The sequence below is a fragment of the Kribbella sp. C-35 genome, from assembly GCF_046549195.1.
In the GTDB taxonomy this organism is placed as follows: Bacteria; Actinomycetota; Actinomycetes; order Propionibacteriales; family Kribbellaceae; genus Kribbella.
This window is the reverse complement of sequence record NZ_JAJPWG010000002.1, coordinates 1302885-1321339: the sequence shown is the minus strand read 5'-3', so window position 1 is coordinate 1321339 and position 18455 is coordinate 1302885. Positions and strand designations below refer to the sequence as shown.

Annotated in this window: 15 protein-coding genes; 7 read left to right on the top strand and 8 right to left on the bottom strand. The window is 68.6% G+C overall.

Annotation, left to right across the window (positions count from 1 at the left end; translation table 11 throughout):
• The first annotated feature begins 42 nt into the window (after nt 1–42).
• Together ACLJOO_RS18800 and ACLJOO_RS18795 are read left to right on the top strand one after the other, a co-directional pair.
• Nucleotides 43–1854 carry a hypothetical protein gene (locus ACLJOO_RS18800; protein WP_410788461.1) on the top strand — a complete coding sequence of 604 codons (1812 nt, stop codon included), beginning with the start codon at nt 43–45 and terminating at the stop codon, nt 1852–1854.
• Between the two features lie 61 nt (nt 1855–1915).
• Nucleotides 1916–3847 carry a TIGR03960 family B12-binding radical SAM protein gene (locus tag ACLJOO_RS18795; protein WP_410788460.1) on the top strand — a complete coding sequence of 644 codons (1932 nt, stop codon included), beginning with the start codon at nt 1916–1918 and terminating at the stop codon, nt 3845–3847.
• Nucleotides 3848–3851: 4 nt separating this feature from the next.
• Here the strand turns inward: ACLJOO_RS18795 and ACLJOO_RS18790 are convergent, their stop codons facing one another.
• From ACLJOO_RS18790 to ACLJOO_RS18770, 5 genes are all read right to left on the bottom strand, one after another.
• Complete coding sequence (locus ACLJOO_RS18790) at nt 3852–4301, bottom strand: hypothetical protein (RefSeq protein ID WP_410788459.1); 450 nt, start codon at nt 4299–4301, stop codon at nt 3852–3854.
• A 96-nt stretch (nt 4302–4397) separates the two neighbouring features.
• Entirely contained in the window at nt 4398–4766 is a 369-nt protein-coding gene (locus ACLJOO_RS18785; RefSeq protein ID WP_130381096.1) for a hypothetical protein, read from the bottom strand.
• A gap of 50 nt (nt 4767–4816) precedes the next feature.
• The gene (locus ACLJOO_RS18780) at nt 4817–6136 is read right to left on the bottom strand and encodes an HAD-IA family hydrolase (protein ID WP_410788458.1); all 1320 of its coding nucleotides are present in this window, start codon (nt 6134–6136) and stop codon (nt 4817–4819) included.
• Nucleotides 6137–6146: 10 nt separating this feature from the next.
• Nucleotides 6147–7472 carry a M20/M25/M40 family metallo-hydrolase gene (locus tag ACLJOO_RS18775; protein ID WP_410788457.1) on the bottom strand — a complete coding sequence of 442 codons (1326 nt, stop codon included), beginning with the start codon at nt 7470–7472 and terminating at the stop codon, nt 6147–6149.
• A gap of 325 nt (nt 7473–7797) precedes the next feature.
• Complete coding sequence (locus tag ACLJOO_RS18770; RefSeq protein ID WP_410788456.1) at nt 7798–10086, bottom strand: M43 family zinc metalloprotease; 2289 nt, start codon at nt 10084–10086, stop codon at nt 7798–7800.
• Nucleotides 10087–10370: 284 nt separating this feature from the next.
• Here ACLJOO_RS18770 and ACLJOO_RS18765 point away from each other — a divergent pair, with 284 nt between their 5' ends.
• Nucleotides 10371–10589 (top strand): hypothetical protein, encoded by a 219-nt coding sequence (locus ACLJOO_RS18765; protein ID WP_410788455.1) that lies wholly within the window; start codon nt 10371–10373, stop codon nt 10587–10589.
• On the opposite strand, the gene ACLJOO_RS18760 is transcribed toward ACLJOO_RS18765, so the two are convergent.
• From ACLJOO_RS18760 to ACLJOO_RS18750, 3 genes are all read right to left on the bottom strand, one after another.
• Nucleotides 10590–11513 (bottom strand): GNAT family N-acetyltransferase, encoded by a 924-nt coding sequence (locus ACLJOO_RS18760; RefSeq protein WP_410788454.1) that lies wholly within the window; start codon nt 11511–11513, stop codon nt 10590–10592.
• Nucleotides 11514–11701: 188 nt separating this feature from the next.
• The gene (locus ACLJOO_RS18755) at nt 11702–12580 is read right to left on the bottom strand and encodes a prephenate dehydratase (protein WP_410788453.1); all 879 of its coding nucleotides are present in this window, start codon (nt 12578–12580) and stop codon (nt 11702–11704) included.
• A 39-nt stretch (nt 12581–12619) separates the two neighbouring features.
• The gene (locus ACLJOO_RS18750) at nt 12620–13417 is read right to left on the bottom strand and encodes a lysophospholipid acyltransferase family protein (RefSeq protein ID WP_410788452.1); all 798 of its coding nucleotides are present in this window, start codon (nt 13415–13417) and stop codon (nt 12620–12622) included.
• Between the two features lie 346 nt (nt 13418–13763).
• Here ACLJOO_RS18750 and ACLJOO_RS18745 point away from each other — a divergent pair, with 346 nt between their 5' ends.
• The 4 genes from ACLJOO_RS18745 to ACLJOO_RS18730 all read left to right on the top strand — a co-directional run bounded on the left by ACLJOO_RS18745 (nt 13764) and on the right by ACLJOO_RS18730 (nt 18390).
• Nucleotides 13764–16001, top strand: coding sequence for a M64 family metallopeptidase (locus ACLJOO_RS18745; protein WP_410788451.1), 2238 nt, complete (start codon nt 13764–13766; stop codon nt 15999–16001).
• Nucleotides 16002–16102: 101 nt separating this feature from the next.
• A complete protein-coding gene (locus tag ACLJOO_RS18740) occupies nt 16103–16603 on the top strand; it encodes a DUF1772 domain-containing protein (RefSeq protein ID WP_410788450.1) in 501 nt (166 codons plus the stop codon).
• Between the two features lie 60 nt (nt 16604–16663).
• Complete coding sequence (locus ACLJOO_RS18735; protein ID WP_410788449.1) at nt 16664–17539, top strand: hypothetical protein; 876 nt, start codon at nt 16664–16666, stop codon at nt 17537–17539.
• A gap of 23 nt (nt 17540–17562) precedes the next feature.
• Nucleotides 17563–18390: a TIGR03936 family radical SAM-associated protein gene (locus tag ACLJOO_RS18730; RefSeq protein ID WP_410788448.1), complete on the top strand. Its 828-nt coding sequence runs from the start codon at nt 17563–17565 to the stop codon at nt 18388–18390.
• The last annotated feature ends 65 nt before the right edge of the window (nt 18391–18455 follow it).

Genomic DNA, 18455 nt, shown 5'->3' with positions numbered 1-18455 from the left:
CGCTGCCGCTACGCTCCCACCCATATCGGCGAGGAGGCCAGGGTGGGGCGTTGGGCTACGTACATGATCGGACGTGAGCGGGAGGACCCACCGGCGGCGTGCGCCCGGCACAGCAAGACCGTGCCGGGATGGGTGTGGTGGGAGTTGCCGCTGGCGCGCGGCGAGGCTTGGGATCCAGGATCGGGGCCGGCGATCGTCGCGCACATCTTCGACAGTGATGTGGCGGACATCCGCGGTCTGGTCGCGGGGGAACAGCGGTGGCGGTGGGTGTACGGCGAGGTCGCGCTCGCCGTGTACGAGGGGAAAGATGTCGACCCGGACGCGCTGGAGGACAGCCTGGCGGAGCGGGCGCAAGCGGCGGCGCAGCTGATTGCCGAATGGGCTGATCCTGCCGGCCTGGTGGTCGACGGCGAGGCGCTGACGGAGATCTTGCAACGCGACCACGTCTTCGCCGAAGAAGGCGTCAGCGAGGTACTGGAGGCACTCGGTGTCATGTCCGCCGACAGCCCGACCGAGTACCAAGACCTGGACCCCACCGTCGACGCCGACCGCGGACCGTTCGGTGAGGCCGCCGAACAGAAAACCAAGCCGGCTGGCCCAACCATGGCCGGAGTGCTGGCAGCGCCGATCGATCACAGCTCGGACGCGTGGCGCGGGTTGGTTGCCGAGTTCTGGCTGGACTCCTTCGGCGAGCCGCCTGCTTTGGTCGCGATCGACGGCAGCGTGTTCGTCGCGTGCGATCCACCGATCACCCTGAGCAGCTATGGCCGCGACACCGAGCGGACCTGGGTCTCGGAACACCTCGGTGTGGAATGGCAGGAGGTGCCGTCCGAGGTCGCCGGCGATCTGTTCGAGGCAGTGGCGTGGGCGCGTGCGAATGTCGGCGTACAAGGCCGACCCGCGGACGAGAACCGACTGGAACTGAACGTCGAGTTGCCGCCGGACTACCCCGACGGCCTCGGAGACGAGTTCGGCGATCACACCAGGAGCCAGTGGTGGCTGCACTCGATCGCCGATCCACAGCACGCCGGGCTCGAGCTCGCGATGGCTACGGACCTGCTCAACAGTGCCGATCAGGTCGCGGACTGGCTTGATCATGCGCGCGAGCTGCTCGTGACACCGCTGGTGGAGGCGTACGCCGAGCGCGGTGGTCAAGTACATCTGAAGAACGGTGACGTCCCTGGGTACGCGCTCGTTCCGACGCTGGTCTACAGGTCGGCCCGCGGACGCTCCGCCGGGGCACCTGCGGACGAGAAGGCGTGGCGCCGCGTGCAGAAGCGTCTGCGGGCGGGGGAGCTGACGTCGGTGAAGTTCAAGTGCAGAGTGGCGAACGGCTTCGGGCTGATGCGTGGAATTGAACCGTGGGGCGACCTGCTGATCGGCGCGCAACTCGCGGCGGATCAGCGGTTGTACAGCTTGCCCGCTCATCTGACCGTCAAGATCTCCGATCCGATGCGAGGGCTCGTTCAGGGACTCTTCGTCGACGACTTGGTCGCCCGTGCCGTCGGGACGTTGCCGGTGGTCGGCGGCTGGGTCGACGCCGCCCGGGTCCTGTACCTGGGCGACGGTCAGTCGCGGTACGAGTCGTTTGCCGGGGTGCGGCCCGGCGTACGGCGGGATCCTCGGAGCAGCGTGCGGGGGCCTGCGTGGCGGGTGTTGCTGGGGCCCGGGCACTTGGAGCTGCTCGGGGGACGGGCCGCTCTCGAGGCGTCTGGGGTGTTCACTGAGTTTCGGGAGGTCGGCGCGTTGTTACAGGTTCAGTGCGGTGCGCAACCGGTGGACTGTACATGGGAGCGGCGGGAGGCGATGGTCGGCGTACTGGCGCCGGTGCTGCCGCCGCGGCCCGATCGATGATGGTCTGACGGCGATGCGCGGTTAGTCTGGTAAGCGCTCTGATCGCTGACTGGAAGTGGCTATGACTGTCGAATCGTTGTTCCCGCGCCTGGAGGCTCTGTTGCCGGGGGTGCAGAAGCCGATCCAGTACGTCGGTGGTGAGCTGAACTCGGTCAGCAAGGAGTGGGACGCGGTCAGTGTCCGGTGGGCGCTGATGTACCCGGACGCGTATGAGGTCGGGCTGCCGAACCAGGGCGTGCAGATCCTGTACGAGGTGCTGAACGAGCGTGACCACATCCTGGCCGAGCGGACGTACTCCGTGTGGCCGGACATGGAGAAGGTGATGCGGGACAACGACATCCCGCAGTTCACGCTGGACACCCACCGGCCGGTACGGGCGTTCGACGTGTTCGGGCTGTCGTTCTCGACCGAGCTCGGGTACACGAACATGCTGACCGCGCTCGACCTCGCCGGGATCCCACTGCACGCAGTCGACCGCACCGACGAGGACCCGATCGTGCTGGCCGGCGGGCACGCCGCGTTCAACCCGGAGCCGATCGCGGACTTCATCGACGCCGCGGTACTGGGTGACGGCGAGGAGATCGTGCTGGCGATCTCCGAGGTGATCCGGGAGTGGAAGGACGAGGGCCGCCCGGGCGGCCGCGACGAGGTACTGATGCGGCTGGCCAAGTCCGGCGGCGTTTACATCCCGAAGTTCTTCACCGTCGACTACCTGCCGGACGGCCGGATCCAGCGCGTCACCCCGAACCGTCACGGCGTACCGTTCCGGACCGCGAAGCACACGGTCATGGATCTCGACGCGTGGCCGTACCCGAAGAAGCCGCTGGTGCCGCTCGCCGAGACCGTGCACGAGCGGTACTCCGTGGAGATCTTCCGCGGCTGCACCCGCGGCTGCCGGTTCTGCCAAGCGGGCATGATCACCCGGCCGGTGCGCGAGCGCAGTATCACCACGATCGGCGACATGGTCGAGAACGGGCTGAAGCAGTCCGGGTTCGAGGAGGTCGGCCTGCTCAGTCTCTCGAGTGCCGACCACAGCGAGATCGCCGAGGTCGCGAAGGGCCTGGGGGACCGGTACGAGGGCAGCAACGTGTCGCTGTCGTTGCCTTCGACAAGGGTCGACGCGTTCAACATCACGCTGGCCAACGAGTTCTCCCGCAACGGCCGGCGCAGCGGTCTGACGTTCGCGCCGGAGGGCGGGTCGGACCGGATGCGCAAGGTGATCAACAAGATGGTCACCGAGGAGGACCTGATCCGCACGGTCGCGGCGGCGTACAGCCACGGCTGGCGGCAGGTGAAGCTGTACTTCATGGTCGGCCTGCCGACCGAGACCGACGAGGACGTGCTGGCGATCGCCGCGCTCGCGAAGCGGGTGATCGAAACCGGCCGTGAGGTGTCCGGCCGGCGCGACATCCGGTGCACGGTGTCGATCGGCGGGTTCGTGCCGAAGCCGCACACGCCGTTCCAGTGGGCCGCCCAGCTCGGCGCGGAGGAGACGGACGCGCGGCTGGCGAAGCTCGGCGCGGCGATCCGGTCCGAGAAGGGCTACGCGAAGGCGATCGGTTTCCGGTACCACGACGGCAAGCCCGGCATCATCGAGGGACTGCTGTCCCGCGGGGACCGGCGCGTCGGCCGCGTGATCGAGGCGGTGTGGCGCGACGGCGGCCGCTTCGACGGCTGGAGCGAGCACTTCTCGTACGACCGCTGGATCGACTGCACCGCGAAGGCGCTCGCCGACGAGCCGGTCGACCTCGCCTGGTACACGACGCGAGAGCGCGAGTACGCCGAAGTACTGCCGTGGGACCACCTGGATTCGGGGCTGGACCGCGACTGGCTGTGGGAGGACTGGCAGGACTCGCTCGAGGAGGACGGCGCGATCGAGGTCGAGGACTGCCGCTGGACCCCGTGCTTCGACTGCGGCGTCTGCCCGCAGATGGGGACCGAGATCCAGATCGGCCCCACCGGCAAGAAGCTCCTGCCGCTGTCCGTCGTCTGACGACTCAGAGCGGGTTGGTGCCGTCCAGGTTGAGGGCGGAGCCCTTACGGAAGAAGCGTTTCGCGACGAGATGCCCGTGCTCGGCGGCCATCCGGAACCACGGTTCCGAGGCCGCGAGCCCGTCGCGCTCCTCGACCAGGCGACCCATGTCCCACATCGACTCGCGGTCGCCCTTGGCGATCGCGGCGTGCAGTAACTGCTCGGCCCGGTCGATGTCGCCCTTGACCTTGGCCACCGACGCGAGCGCCCGCAGCGCGCGGGGATTGCCGGCGTCGGCTGCTGCCTGAGCCGCCTCGGGAGACGCGAACGTATGCCGCTGTCGGCGCCACCGCAGGAGAGCGGACAGCAGGCCGAGGGCCCAGATCACCCAACTGATGTTGAGCAGCGTGCCGCTGTCCGTGACCAGCCCCGCGATGCTGAGCCCGGCCGCGACCAAGAACAGCAGAAACGTCATCCCCAGGATCCCCTCCGCAGCCCACCCGCCGTTCGCCTCACCCTATCCCGCAGCACGCGGCCGATCGGGCGTCGTCCGCGTGCCGCGGGAACAGCGTCAGTTGCAGTAGTACGCCGGGGTTGGGGTCGTCTCGGTCTGGTCCTGCCAGTGGGCGACGCCGACGTAGTACCCGCAGCCGGTGCCTTCGTCGAACCAGGCGCCGCCGCCGGAGTACGCGTACGTCTCCGCGACCGTGGTGAACGGCCCGCTCGCGCTGTCGCCCTTCTGCAGCTCGACGCGTACCTCGGTCACGCTGTTGGAGCAGCCCTCCAGACCCACGGCGACGTACAGCATCAACGCCGAGTACCCGACCGATTTCGCCGTCACCAGATCGCAGGCCGAGGTCGACGCCTGGGCCGGCGCCGCGACCGTCAGACCTGCCGCAGCCGCCGCAACGGCCGCGACCGTCGTTACGAGTTTCCGCATCTGACCACCCTCCAGTTGGAAACCTACAGAGGGTCAGCAGATTAGGTCACTCAGTTACGAGACGTCGAGCCTTTCGGCGCGGCGGAAAGAAGCAGGTCGGTGAGCAAGAGCTCGTCAGCGCTGCCCAGAACGAGGTCGGCCTCCGCAACCGCGGCGGCGGTGACGAACGGATTGGGTACGGCGACCGCGTACATGTCGGCCGCCTGTGCCGCAGCCACGCCATGGGGTGTGTCCTCGACGGCGATTGCCGATGAGCCAGGTACGCCGAGACGCTGCAGAGCGAGCTCGTAGATCGCCGGATCGGGTTTGTGCGTCTGCACCTCGTCGCCGGTGACGATGTGGTCGAACAGGTCGACCGCACCGACTCGCTCCAGGTGGCCGACCACCCACTTGCGGGGCGAGCTGCTTGCGATCGCCACGCGAAGGCCCAGCTCTCGCGCCGCCGCGATCCAGGCCCGGATCCCCGGCCGGAAGTCGAGGTGGGCGTGCAGCCGCTCCCGGTGCGCAACGCGGCGGGCGTGACTCGCCGTACGGTCGAAGCCGATGCCGACGGCAGCGGCGAGGACCGCGTACCGGTCCTCGGTGATGTCGCCGCCGTGGCCGGGCCAGAAACCGTCCAGCTCGAGTTCGAGACCGTGGTGCGCCCACTCGGCCTGCCAGCTCTCGACCATCGTGGTCTCGGTGTCCATCAGCAGGCCGTCGAAATCGAACACGATCGCCTGCACCTCGACCGGCACGAGCCGCGTGACGAGCCGGTGGATCTGGGTCTCGCTCAAGCCCAGCCAGGACAGGTACTCGCGCACACCGCCGAGGTCGTCCAGGTGTTCGAGCGACCCGAGGATCGTCTCCGGACGGGTCCGGGTGAACTCGGGTCCGTCCTGGATCCCGAGGTGCACCTCGCTGATCGCGTAGTCGGCCGCGATCTTTTCCCGCGGTACGCCGGCCAGCTCGAGCAGCACCGCGATGGTCAGGCCGGTCCGGTCCTTGCCCGCCTTGCAATGCACGACGACCGGCCGATCCGCCGGCGCGTCCGCGATCGCGCTGAAAACGCGGCCGATGTGGGCCGCGTTGCGCGTCAGGCTGTTGCGGTAGACATCGACCAGCCGCGGCTCCGCCTCCGCGTCCCGCAGCCGCTCGGCGTCCGGGTCGATCCACGGGATCCGCTGGTACGCCGGGGTGCCCTCGAGTGGATGTGGTTGCTTCATCTCCCAGTCGGACCGCAGATCAAGAACAAGCCCTGCGTCGAGCGCCTCGAAATCGGCGAGGTCCGCGGCGTCGAGAGCATCGCTGCGGACGACGGCGCGCGGTCGGGTCGGCACGCCGTACCGGGTCGGAAGTCCGCCAACGTCACGCGCATTCGGGCTCCACATACCTGTCAGCTTAGACCGTGTCCAGAACAACACCTCCGAGCGATTCGAAGTCGTGCCATGATCCGTCGAAAGCCTTGTGGTGCAAGGCGGAATCCGTGCCGACCGCGAAGACGTCGATCCGGCCCGGGCCCCAGGAGACGACCGAGCCGGCCGGGCGCGGACGGACGGCCGCGGGCTCCAGCCAGCCGGACAGGGCGGCGATGTTCATCCGCAGGATCTCTGTGGCGAACGACCAGTCGATGAAGTTCAGGGTGTCGTTGGCGGAGTGGATGTGACCGTTCGCGCTGTCCGCGCCCTCGATCGTCAGCACCGCGGGCATCCCGGCGTCGATGAACGGGACGTGGTCGCTGGCGAACGGGTTCAGCGAGGTCTCCACCTTCAGACCGGTGTACGTCGCGGCGGCGGTCGCCAGCGCACCGATCTGCGGGGTCGACACCTGTGCGCCCTCGAGGAGAACGGTCGGTGTAGCAGTGTTCTTGGTCGCGATCATGTCCATGTTCAGGACGGCGCGGACGCGGGACCGCTCGGCCGGCGGCAGCGTTGCGACGTACTGCTTGCTGCCGAACAGGCCTTCCTCCTCGCCGCCGAACAGGATCAGGCGAATGTCGTGTTTCCACGATCGGATTGCCAACAATCGACCGAGCTCCAGCACCCCAGCCGAACCGCTGCCGTTGTCGTCGGCCCCCGGCGCCGGCGCGGCCGGGCCGCCCGCCAGGTTGATCGAGTCCAGGTGGGCGGTGACGATCACCAGTCCACGGTTGGATCCGATGCCGGCCCGGTCGCCGATCAGGTTCGCCGAGTGACCGGCGCCGACGGTGACCGGCGTCCGGGAGGTTTGGTAGCCGAGGGCAACCATCCGGTCGGCGGCGAAGTCCATCGCCTGCGTGAACGTCGTACTCAGCGAGTGCCTGGTCGGCAGGCTCGCCAGCCAGGTCAGGTCGCTCTGGTACGACGCCGTTGACACGTCGGCGACGAGCTGCGCAACGGCCGGGTCAGCGCGCGCCGGTACGACGGGAGGGGTGTCGATAACCGTCGTACCGGCTCGCAGGTGCTCGATCCGCCAGCAGTGGTTCGACCGTCGACGGGGTCTGTCGGCGGCCGAGATCACCAAGTGCCGGCCGTGATCGAGCAGGGGGGTGACGTCCGGGTAGTCGTTCTGGAAGCTGCGGCCCACCTGGGTGACGAGCAGCAGTCCGGGAGCAGTTCGGGAGGCCCGGCCGAGGCGTTGGTCGGCCGGGACCCAGAGGAGCGTCCGCTCCCCGAACCGCGCCGACTGCGCGCCGTCACCGGCATCCGCGGTCGGTACGACGAGATAGCGCACAGGTCCTGCACTCATGGTTGTCCCCAAGCGATCTCGAGGCGGTCGGGTGTTGCCGAGACGATGCGCCCGGGCCCAGCTTCCAGAGGGCTGCCCTGGAAGGGGTTGTCACTGGGCGGGGCGGCGGCGAGACGGCCGTCCGGGGCCCAACGACCGGCGGCCGGCCACGCCTGCGGGGCGTCGCCGCGGCCGATCATCAGGGGAACGAACGTTCCGTCTGCGCGGAACTCCACCCCCCGCCGGCCGCGGGCCGGCGGGAAGGCGTAGTCGTCGCGGCGATAGACGCTGATCCCGTCGTGGTCCTCCTCGACGGAATGCGTCCAGTGCCCGATCGGCGAAGTGGTCAGAGCCCCACCGCCTGCTGGATCGGCGCGGGCGAATCGGGAACGGTCAGCCGGAAGTCGCTGATGACGCCGCCGAGCGGCTCGTACCCGTTCCAGGCCGAGCCGTCCCACCACTTGTGGTAGAGCTGCTTGTCGGTGCCGGTGACGAACACGTCCAGCCGGTTCGTGTCCCACGAGACCACGCGCGGCTCGTCGGTGCAGATCCCGCCCAGGTACTCGTACCCGGTGATCGACGGTCCCCACGAGGACCCGTCCCACCACTTGTGGTAGAGCGCCGAGTCCGTTCCGAGTACGAACACGTCGAGCCGGTCCGGACCCCACGAGACCACGGTCGGCGCCGTCGTACACACGCCGCCCATGTACTCCCAGTCCGACCACCCCGAGCCGTCGTACCACTTGTGGTACAGCGCCGAATCAGTGCCGATGACGAACATGTCGAGCCGGTTCTCGCCCCAGGCCACGACCCGCGGTGGCGAAGCGCAGACGCCGCCGAGGTACTCGTACCCGTTCCAGGCGGAGCCGTCCCACCACTTGTGGTAGACCGCGTTGTCCGTGCCGAGCACGAACGCGTCCAGCCGATCGGGGCCCCAGGCAACGACTTCCGGTGGGCTCATGCAGATCCCGCCGAGGTACTCGTAGCCGTTCCAGGCCGAGCCGTCCCACCACTTGTGGTACAGCGCGCGGTCGGTGCCGAGGACGAACGCGTCGAGCCGGTTCGGGCCCCAGGTCGCCAGCCGCGGCGGGCTCATGCAGACGCCGCCGAGGTACTCGTAGCCGTTCCAGGCCGAGCCGTCCCACCACTTGTGGTACAGCGCGTGATCGGTGCCGAGGACGAACGCGTCCAGCCGGTTCGGCGCCCAGGACGCGACTTCAGGAGCGCTCATACAGATACCACCCTGGTACTCGTAACCTGCGACGGACGGTCCCCAGGCCGATCCGTCCCACCACTTGTGATACATCGCCAGGTCGGTGCCGAGCACGAACGCGTCGAGCCGGTTCGCGCCCCACGCCACGACCGATCCGGCCGGTTCCGGCGTACCGGTGCCGCCGAAGTCCGGCAGGTCCTTGCGCACGGTGTCCAGACACGCCTGCATCCGCGTCACCTGGTCGTTGGTGAACATGACCATGCCGCGGTCGTCGGTGTAGTCCATGTAGTCGTAGAACAGGTCGCCGTTCGGCCCGTTGCTGCACGTCACATGCGGGAACGTCGGTACGCCGAAGTTCGGGCCGGCCGCGTTCGGGGTGTCGGCGCATTCGTCGCTGCCGCTGCAGCCGCTGCCGTCGTCGCCCCAGATGTGGAACAGGTTCAGGTAGTGCCCGACCTCGTGTGTCGTGGTCCGGCCGAGGTCGAACGGCGCCGCCGCCGTACCGTTCGTGCCGAAGCCGCTGTGCAGGATGACCACTCCGTCGGTGTTCGCCGGGCCGCCGGGGAACTGCGCGTAGCCGAGCAGGCCGCCGCCGAGCTGGCACACCCAGATGTTCAGGTAATTGGCGGTGTCCCACGGGTCGATCCCGCCGGTCGCCGACGACTTCACCTTGTCGTCGGTGCCGAAGCCCGCTGTGCTCGTCTGGGTTCGGGTGACGCCGGTCGTCGGGTTCCCGTTCGGGTCCTCGGTGGCCAGGAAGAACTCGATCCGGGTGTCCGCGATCAGGCCGCTGAACACGCCCGGCACGATGCTGGTGTCCGGGTTGGTGGCGCGGAAGTCGCGGTTCAGTACGTCGATCTGGCTGTCGATCTGGGCCTGCGAGATGTTCTGCGCGTTGGTGTTCCAGACCACGTGGACGACACAGGGGATCCGGGCGATCCCGGTGAACCGTTGCTGCGCGGCGACGTAGTCCATCGTCGCGGACTCGAGTGCCGACCGCGCGGCGGCGTACGCCGGTGAGGTCGACAGCAGCCGCCGGTGCACGTCCATCACGCCGCACTGGCGACGGGTCGGGTACTCCGTCCGTCCACCGTCGGTCGCGCCGCTCATACCGGCACCACCGGCCTGGCCGCCACCCGACATCCCGGCACCGCCAGGGGCCCCGGCTCCACTCATGCCTGCTCCGCCAGGCGATCCGCCGCCACTCATTCCGGCGCCGCCTGGCGATCCGCCACCGCCCATGTCAGCGGCCGGCGATCCGCCGCCGCTCATGGTCGTCGGCGTACTGCTAGAAGCCGGCATGCCGTTCGCCGTGGGCTGTCCGCTGGTGGCATGCCCGTTCTGCTCGGTCGCCGGCGCCTCGCCCGGCATCCGGAAGTCGTCCCGGTGCTTGTCCGCCCGCCCGTTGGCCTTCCTCGGCATCTCTCCCCCTTCCGCGGGGGCGCACGAGCAGGCCGGCGTACGCCGAACCGAAGAACCACCCCCAGCGCGCCCTCGATCGAAGACGGTCCTGCCGTCTTCCCCCACCGAACAGTCGGCCCCCAAGTCGCTGCTCTCGCTTCACGATCCGCTCATCACCGCCCGTGCACAACCCTTCGCGCACCGGCAGTCGAATTCACCCGATCCGCTGTGGTGGTTGAGGAATTTCAAGCGCTTGCAGGGGTACCGGCTGCACTGGCCGCTGTGCCGGATGCGACCCTGTGGTCGTGATCGGGTCTCGGAAGCTTGCCGTCTGGCTGGTGCTGACGGTCACCGCATCCGTGGTGCTGTCGTGGGTGTTCCCGGACGCGATCGAACACCGCGGCCGCATCCACGCGGTCGGCACCAAGGTCGTCGTCTGCGCCGCCGAGCACCCGCATGACGGACGGGCGCAGGTGCTGGACCACCTGGCCGACTGCACCTACCGCGCGATGCGCAAGCTGTAGTTAGAGCGTCCGTTCCCACATCGTGCGCTGGGCGACCGGGCGGAAGCCGAGCTTGGCGTTGACGGCGATCATGGGCGCGTTCTCCGGGGCGTTCCAGGTGTGAAGGACGGCGGGGAGCGCGACGCCGGCCTGGAGCGCGCGGAGGTTGGGGCCCTTCACCGCGATACCGAGACGGTTGCCGCGGTGCGTACGACGTACGTAGGTGTCGTACTGGTTGAGCCGGTCCGGGGTTTCCGGCGTACCGCCCATCTGCGTGTACGCCGCCAGCTCGCCGGAGGCGGTGTGCACGGCGGCCGTGGTGTAGGTGAACCGGCCCTGGGCGATCCGGCGGTCCTCGGCGTCACGGACTAACTCGGGCGTCCAGCGAACCGCTTCGGAGGTGCGATCGCCGGTCGGCACGTCCTCGCTCATCCCACTCAGCAGTTCCACGAACTGCGGCATCCACTCGTCGGGTGTGTGCTCCCGCCACTGGACGATCTCGTACCCGTCGACCGGCTGCTCCACCAGGTCGGTCATCGGCAGCTCGGCGACCTGATGCAGCTCGGCATGCTTCTTCACGAACCCCCGCGCCGCCGCGAACGCCGTACCCGGGCTTTCGCCGGTCACCGGATCACCGGCCATGTTCGTCCCCGACACGATCCGCCGGCCGTCGGCCTTGGCACGTTCGATCGCCGCGTCGAGCAGCTTCGTCGCCACCCCACGCCGCCGGTACGCCGGAGCGACCGCGAGCTCCACGTCCACGGTGTCGGTGTTCCCCACCAACCACCAGTCCAGCCAAGCGACACCCAACCAGGTGTCCCCATCCACCAGCCCAAGCCCGTCCGCCCGAACGTCGGCATGCTCCCGAGCCATTAACACCCGAGCCTCTTCCAGCCCCATCCCCGCCGGAAACTCCAACTCCTCCTGCCGAACCCCGAACTTCACCCCGTAAAACCGCCGAAAAACCTCAACATCCCGCCCATCCACCCACACAATCTCCATCCCCGGACCCTAGTGCGACCCATCCACGAACGCCCGCGAATTAGAACCGGACTGGGAACAACTGATGGGGAGTGGGGACGCGCAATAGCCTGTTACCAGTGGCCTGGGAGTGTGCCGGGTTCCGCGGGAACTTAGTGGTGGGGGCGGAGGGCTCGGTTGGCGGCGGGTTCGGCTATTTGGGTGCGGAACTCGTTGGCGGGGTAGACGCCTAGGATGCGGACCTCTACCGAGAAGAAGGCGAGTTCTTCGAGGGCCAGGGCTACGTTCGGGTCTTCGGGGTGGCCTTCGATGTCGGCGTAGAACTGGGTGGCGAAAAACATGCCGCCGAGCTGGTACGACTCCAGCTTGGTCATGTTGACGCTGTTGGTCGCGAAGCCGCCGAGTGCCTTGTACAGGGCGGCGGACACGTTCCGGACGCGGTACACGAACGAGGTGATGACCGGCCCGGACCCGACCGGCGGGACCTCGGGCTCGCGGGACAGGACCAGGAAGCGGGTCGTGTTGTGATGCTCGTCCTCGACGTCCGAGGCCAGCGTCTCGAGCCCGTACAGCCCGGCTGCGGCCCGCGGAGACAGGGACGCGACGGTCGGATCACCGAGCTCCGACACCTCCCGCGCAGCACCGGCGGTGTCGTCGGCAACGACCGTCGACCACCCGTGCTCGCGGATGATCTTCCGGCACTGCCCGAGCGCGTGCACATGGCTGCGGACCGTGCGGATCTGGTCGAGCGACGTACCGGGAACCCCCAGCAACTGGAAGTGGATCGGCAGGAAGTACTCACCGACGATGTGCAGCCCGGACTCCGGCAGCAGGTGGTGGATGTCCGCGACCCGGCCGGCGATCGAGTTGTCCACCGGGATCATCGCGAGTCCGGCCCGTCCGCTGCTGACCGCCTCGAGCGCGTCCTCGAACGTCGTGCAGGGCAACTGCTCGCGCTCCGGGAACATGTCGGTGCACGCCATCGCCGAGTTGGCGCCTGGCTCACCCTGATAAGCGATCGGTCCGTCCACGATCTACCAGCCTAGACCCCGGACGTCTCAGCACCCGGATCAGGTGTCCGACTTACGGACCTTCTCCGGCGCTCCGGTGACCGCGCGGCCCTCGAGGGCCTTGGCCTTGGTGGCGTACATGTCGATGTACTCCTGCCCGGACAGCTCCATGATCTTGTACATGATCTCGTCGGTGACGGCCCGCAGGATCAGCCGGTCGCTCTCCATGCCCTCGTACCGCGAGAAGTCCAGCGGCTCGCCGAACTTGACCGTCGGCGAGGCGAACGACGCGACGATCTTCCCGGGCGGGGCGACCACGTCGGTGCCGATCACGCCACACGGGATCACCGGCACCTTGGCCTCGAGTGCCAGCCGCGCGACCCCGGTCCGGCCCTTGTACAGCCGCCCGTCGTGCGAGCGGGTGCCCTCCGGGTAGATCCCGAACAGCTCGCCGCGCTGCAGCACTTTCATCCCGGCCCGCATGGCGCCCTCGGACGCCGACCCGCCGGACCGATCGATCGGCACCTGGCCGGTGCCCTTGAAGAACCCGCGCTGGAACCGGCCCTTGATCCCGGCCCCGGTGAAGTAGTCGGACTTCGCCACGAACGTGACCCGCCGCCGTAGCACCAGCGGCATGAAGATCCAGTCGGAGTACGAGAGGTGGTTGCTCGCGATGATCGCCGCGCCGGTGTCCGGGATGTTCTCGGCGCCGACCACGTTCGGCCGGAAGATCCGCCGGACCGGCGGCCCGACGACCACGTTCTTCAGCACCCAGTAGATGCCCTTGCCGTCGCCGTCGCCGGCATCCACGACCGCAGGGTCCGGCTCCCGCCGCGGCGACTGTGCCGGTTCCGTCATCGGTGTCCCTTCCGTAGAGGTCACGCAAGAGGTCACGCAGCCTCACGCGTTCCCCGACCCCTTTGAGGGTGTCTGAGGACCCTGCGCCTACTGCGCGGCACTCGGCACGGCACCTCGCCGCACGGGTGCAAAGGCCACGATGCTCCGCATCGAAACCTTCGCCCCCGCACGCCGAGCCACCGCACCGAGCACCTGCTCGCTACGGCGCAGGGTCCTCAGACACCCTCTCATGATGCCGCACGATCGCCCGGTTGGCCCGTACGTCGCCACGCGGGAACTCCTCACACTCCGCGCCGGACCTTCGTAAGCTGCTGACGGCACCGTCGCCCAGGTGGGGGAGAGAACCATGCGTACGAAGCTCCTGACCGCAGTCCTAGCACTGCTAGCCGGGGTTCTGGTGACGCTACCCGCGAGAGCAGCCGCTCCGGACGCGACCGTCGTACCGATCCAGGTCACCGGCCCGGCGGCGTCGCGGTTCAACCTGGTGGTGATGGGCGACGGCTACACGGCGGCCGAGCTGCCGAAGTTCCGCGAGCAGCTCGACAAGCACCTGAACATCCTCTGGAGCATCGAGCCGTTCAAGTCGTACCGGAACTACGTCAACGTGTACGCCGTCGAGATCGCGTCGCCCGAGTCCGGCGTCGACTGCGATCCCGGTCTGACCGACCCGAAGCGGGACACCCCGCTGCAGATGGGCTTCTGGGGCGGCTGCAATCCGGCCAGCGTGCAGCGCCTGCTGACGGTCAGCCAGGCGGCCGCGACGCAGTACGCCGACCTCGTCCCGGGGACCACGAGCGCCAACCGGCAGATCCTTGCTATCGGCAACAGCGACACGTACGGCGGTGCGGGCGGAACGTACGCCACGGCGTCCGGCGGCAACGCGCTCTCCGCCCTGATCACGCCGCACGAGCTCGGGCACTCCCTCGGTGGGCTGCAGGACGAGTACGACTACTACGCCCGCGGCGAGCGCGGTGCGCCCTACGTCGGTCCTGAGCCGTCGTCGATCCACCACACGTTGCTGACCGAGCAGCAAATGCTGGAGCAGCACAAGAAGTGGTGGCGCTGGCTGGGGGAGAAGTCCGAGTCCGGCGGCACGATCGGCCGGTACGAGGGCGGCATGTACGCCGGTTCGGGCGTCTGGCGGCCCAGTGCGCACTCGATGATGAAGTCCCTCGGGTACTACTTCGACCAGCCGTCGCGGGAGCGGATGACCCAACGACTCTCCGCCAAGGCGAACCTCTTCCAGGACAGCACTCCGGTCGGCTCAGTCGCGGCTGACCAGGTCGTTTGGTTGCAGACCCTGCACCCGGTCGACCATGAGCTCGACGTCACCTGGTCCGTCGACGGTACGGCGCTGCCGACCGCGAACGCCCGTTCTGTCGACCTGTCCACGCTCGATCTCGCGCCCGGGCCGCACACGCTGTCCGCGACGATCGTCGACCCGACCGAGTTCATCCGCGATCCCGCCGTCCGCCCGACGGCAATCCGATTGTGGACAATCGACCCGGCGGCCACCGCGCCGCAGCCGACCACGCCCGTCTTCACCGGATCCACCTCGATCGAGCACCCGGTCAGCGCCGACGAGGTCGTGTACGCCGAAACCGCGCAATCCGCCGGTGTGATCAGTTGGAAAGTCGACGGTCGGATTGTCGACAATCCTGGCAACGACCGCGACTTCGATCTCGCACCGCTGAAGCTGACCGGGCGGCACACCCTGACCGCGCAGACCGGCTCCGAAACGCTCACCTGGGACGTCGACGGCGTACAGCCGGTCGTGACGCCGGCGATGTCGAAACCGCTGCTGACAGTGCAGAAACCGACCGGGCCGGAGTACATCTACAACGACGCGTTCACGATGGGTCTGGCTGCGACGGACGACAGCAAGGGGTACGTCGTACCGGAGTTCCGCGTCGACGGGGACGGTTGGTACAACTACTACGGCTGGCCGACCGATGCGTCTGCGCCGTTCCGGTTCACCGCCGAGGGGACCGCGATCGACCAGCTCGTGTACGGAAAGCTCGGCGTACCGCGGGTTGTGCCGTGGGACGACGTACCGCCTGGATATGGGCGTCATCAGGTCGAGTACCGCGCCATCGATGCCACCGGCAACATCGGCGACCCGCGCCGGTTCGCCGTCACGCTCCTGCGACCGGCACCGGCCTGTACAACGACACTCGCCGGAACGCACGACCGCCCGCTGTACCTCAGCAAAGGCGTCACGTGCTTGACCAACGCGACCGTCAACGGCGCCGTCCTGGTCGCCGCCGGCGCATCCCTTGTCGTCACCGACTCGCGCGTCAACGGCCCTGTCCGTGCCGATCGGGCGGCCGACCTGCACCTACTGCGCTCCACGATCGCCGGACTGGTCAGCGCGAGTGGCGTCACCCGCAGCCTGGTCGCGGTCGGCAGCACCGTCCAGGGACCGCTGTCCGTCACGAGCAGCCGCACGACCGACCCGGTCACGCTCGCCGGGAACACCGTCAACGGTCCGCTCAGCTGCTCGGACAACACCCCGGCGCCGACCAACCTGCAGGCGCCGAACCGGGTCTCCGGCCCGCGCTCGGGGCAGTGCGCGAAGCTCTGAGCCGGGCGGACATGCAGGTGAGTTTCGCCGACATGTTCCCGACGACCGGGATCTTCTAACTTTCTCGGTGCGGGGAGTTCCCGCCGTACTGGAGGAGTGAAATGAACGGACTGCGGGTGGCTTCGTTGATGGCGGCCATGATGACGACAGGTCTGGTGGCCGGTGTGTACGGGATCTACGCGAACGCGTTCATGCCCGGCCTCGCGAAGACCGACGACAAGACCTTCGTCGGGGCGTTCACGGCAGTCGACCGGGCGATTGTGAACCCGCTTTTCCTCGGCCTCGGATTCCTTGGTGCACTGGTCTTCACGCTGCTCGCCGGCCTGCTCAGCCTCAAGGAGAAGGCGCTGCCGTGGATCGCGGTCGCGTTCGTGCTGTACCTGGTCACGATGATCCTGACGATGGCGGTGAACGTACCGCTGAACGACGCACTGAAAGCGGCCGGCGACCCGGCGACGATCGACGTCGCGGCGGCCCGCGCGGCGTTCAACGAGTCCAAGTGGGTGGCCTTCAACCTGGTCCGGACCCTGCTCGCGCTGGTCTCCTTCGGCCTCCTCGGCTGGGCCCTCTACCTGACCGGGAAGTCCGCAGCCCAGCCGTGACCTTATTCGCAGTTATTTCCAGGTACGGTTCGTCGCGAATCGCGACCTGGGGAGGCACCGGTGGAGGTCTCGACGGACTGGTGGGACCATCGGCCGGTCTTCTCGACCACCGACAAGATGTCCCGCATCACCGGACTCGCCCCAGGCCAGCGACCTGGTCACGTGACGACACGCTTGCTGGTCTCGGTTCTGCTGTGCTTCCTGGGGTGGGGTGCCGTGAGCCTGCTGGGTACGTCGGCGCTGTGCGGTACGACGTCAGCACCGGCCAGCACCTGTGCCGTCGACATCCCCAGCCACATCTCGGCCGGCTGGTTCATTGCGGCAGCTGTCGTCGTGGGCTACCTGCTCCTCGCCGTCACGTCCGACCTGACCAATAACGCGCGCCAACGGCTCGGGCAACGGCGTGCGGCAACTCTGCTCCGCTCCGCCCCGCTCCTGGCCGGGATGTCCCTCGGGGCCTTCATCTCGGCCGCCACCGCCGTCGCGCCCGATCCGTCCGGCGTCGTTCGGCGAACCGTCAACGGCGTGATCGGCACCGAATCCATCGCCATCTCGGCTGTCGTGGCGGTGGCGACGGGCCTCTGGTTCGTCACCGTGGCGGTTCGGCTGCCGTCGGCACTGCTGCACGCGCGGCAGCGTCAGGTGACCATCGAACGCCTGCGACGGGACGGGCACCGGTATGCCGGTCAGGTGAAGCTCGGCCGCGTCGTGATCTGGCTCGGGAACAACCCCGAACTCGACGTCACGATCACGTACGACTCGCTCGCCGGCTCGCACGAGATTCGGGCGCGGATGCGGACCTCGCCCGACCGAGTGCCCGCGGACGGCAGCCGGGTCGTCGTCTTCGACGACCTCCGCGGCGTCGTTCACGTCGAGCTCGATCCCGAGGCCGAGCCGGCGTTCGAGCCGGAGGCGCGGTACGCCCCGTCGGAGTGATCGGGTTCTGAGAGACTGTCCGCGTGCCACCAGTTCAAGCTCCGCCGTCGCAGCAGCTCCCCGCGGTCCAGAAGCTGCGGGTGAGGTTCGCCAAGCGCGGGCGGCTGCGATTCACCTCACACCGCGACTTCCAGCGGGCGTTCGAGCGCGCCGTACGGCGGGCCGAGCTCCCGGTGGCGTTCTCGCACGGCTTCAGCCCGCACCCGAAGATCTCGTACGCCGGCGCCGCGCCGACCGGGGCCGCCTCCGAGGCGGAGTATCTGGAGATATCGCTCACACACGAGCGGGACGCCGACCAGGTCCGGGCCGCCCTGGACGAGGCGCTGCCGCCGGGGCTGGACGTCCTCGAGGTGGTCGTCGCCGGGCGGGGTGCGCTGGCCGAGCGGCTGGAGGCCAGTGAGTGGCAGATCGCGTTGCCGGGAGCGGATCCGGAGGCGGCCGCCGCGGCGGTGCGGACGTTCCTCGAACGGGACGAAATTCTGGTCGAACGCATGACCAAACGGGGACTTCGCTCGTTCGACTGTCGGGCTGCTGTTCTCCGACTCACCGTCGTGAGTGAACCGGGGCCGGTTGCGGCGTGTGCGATACTGCAAGTGGTGTTACGGCACGGAACCCCGGCCGTGAGACCCGACGACGTTCTCGCCGGCGTGCTCGAGGTAGCGACGCTCCCGGTGACGGGCCCGGCTCTTTTGACCAGGCTCGCCCAGGGCCCGCTCACCACGGACACCGGCACGGTGGAAGATCCGCTCGCTCGTGACCGCGACGCCAACCAGGCGACCGCGACCGGCCAGGCAGATCCCCGCCAGACGCACACAGCGGAGGGCGACGCCGCCGCTCCCTCTGTGCCCTGAGCGCGGGCGGAGCGGATCCAGCAGGCTTCCGCCGTACCGCGGCCCGTGCAGAATCTGAGGGCCCG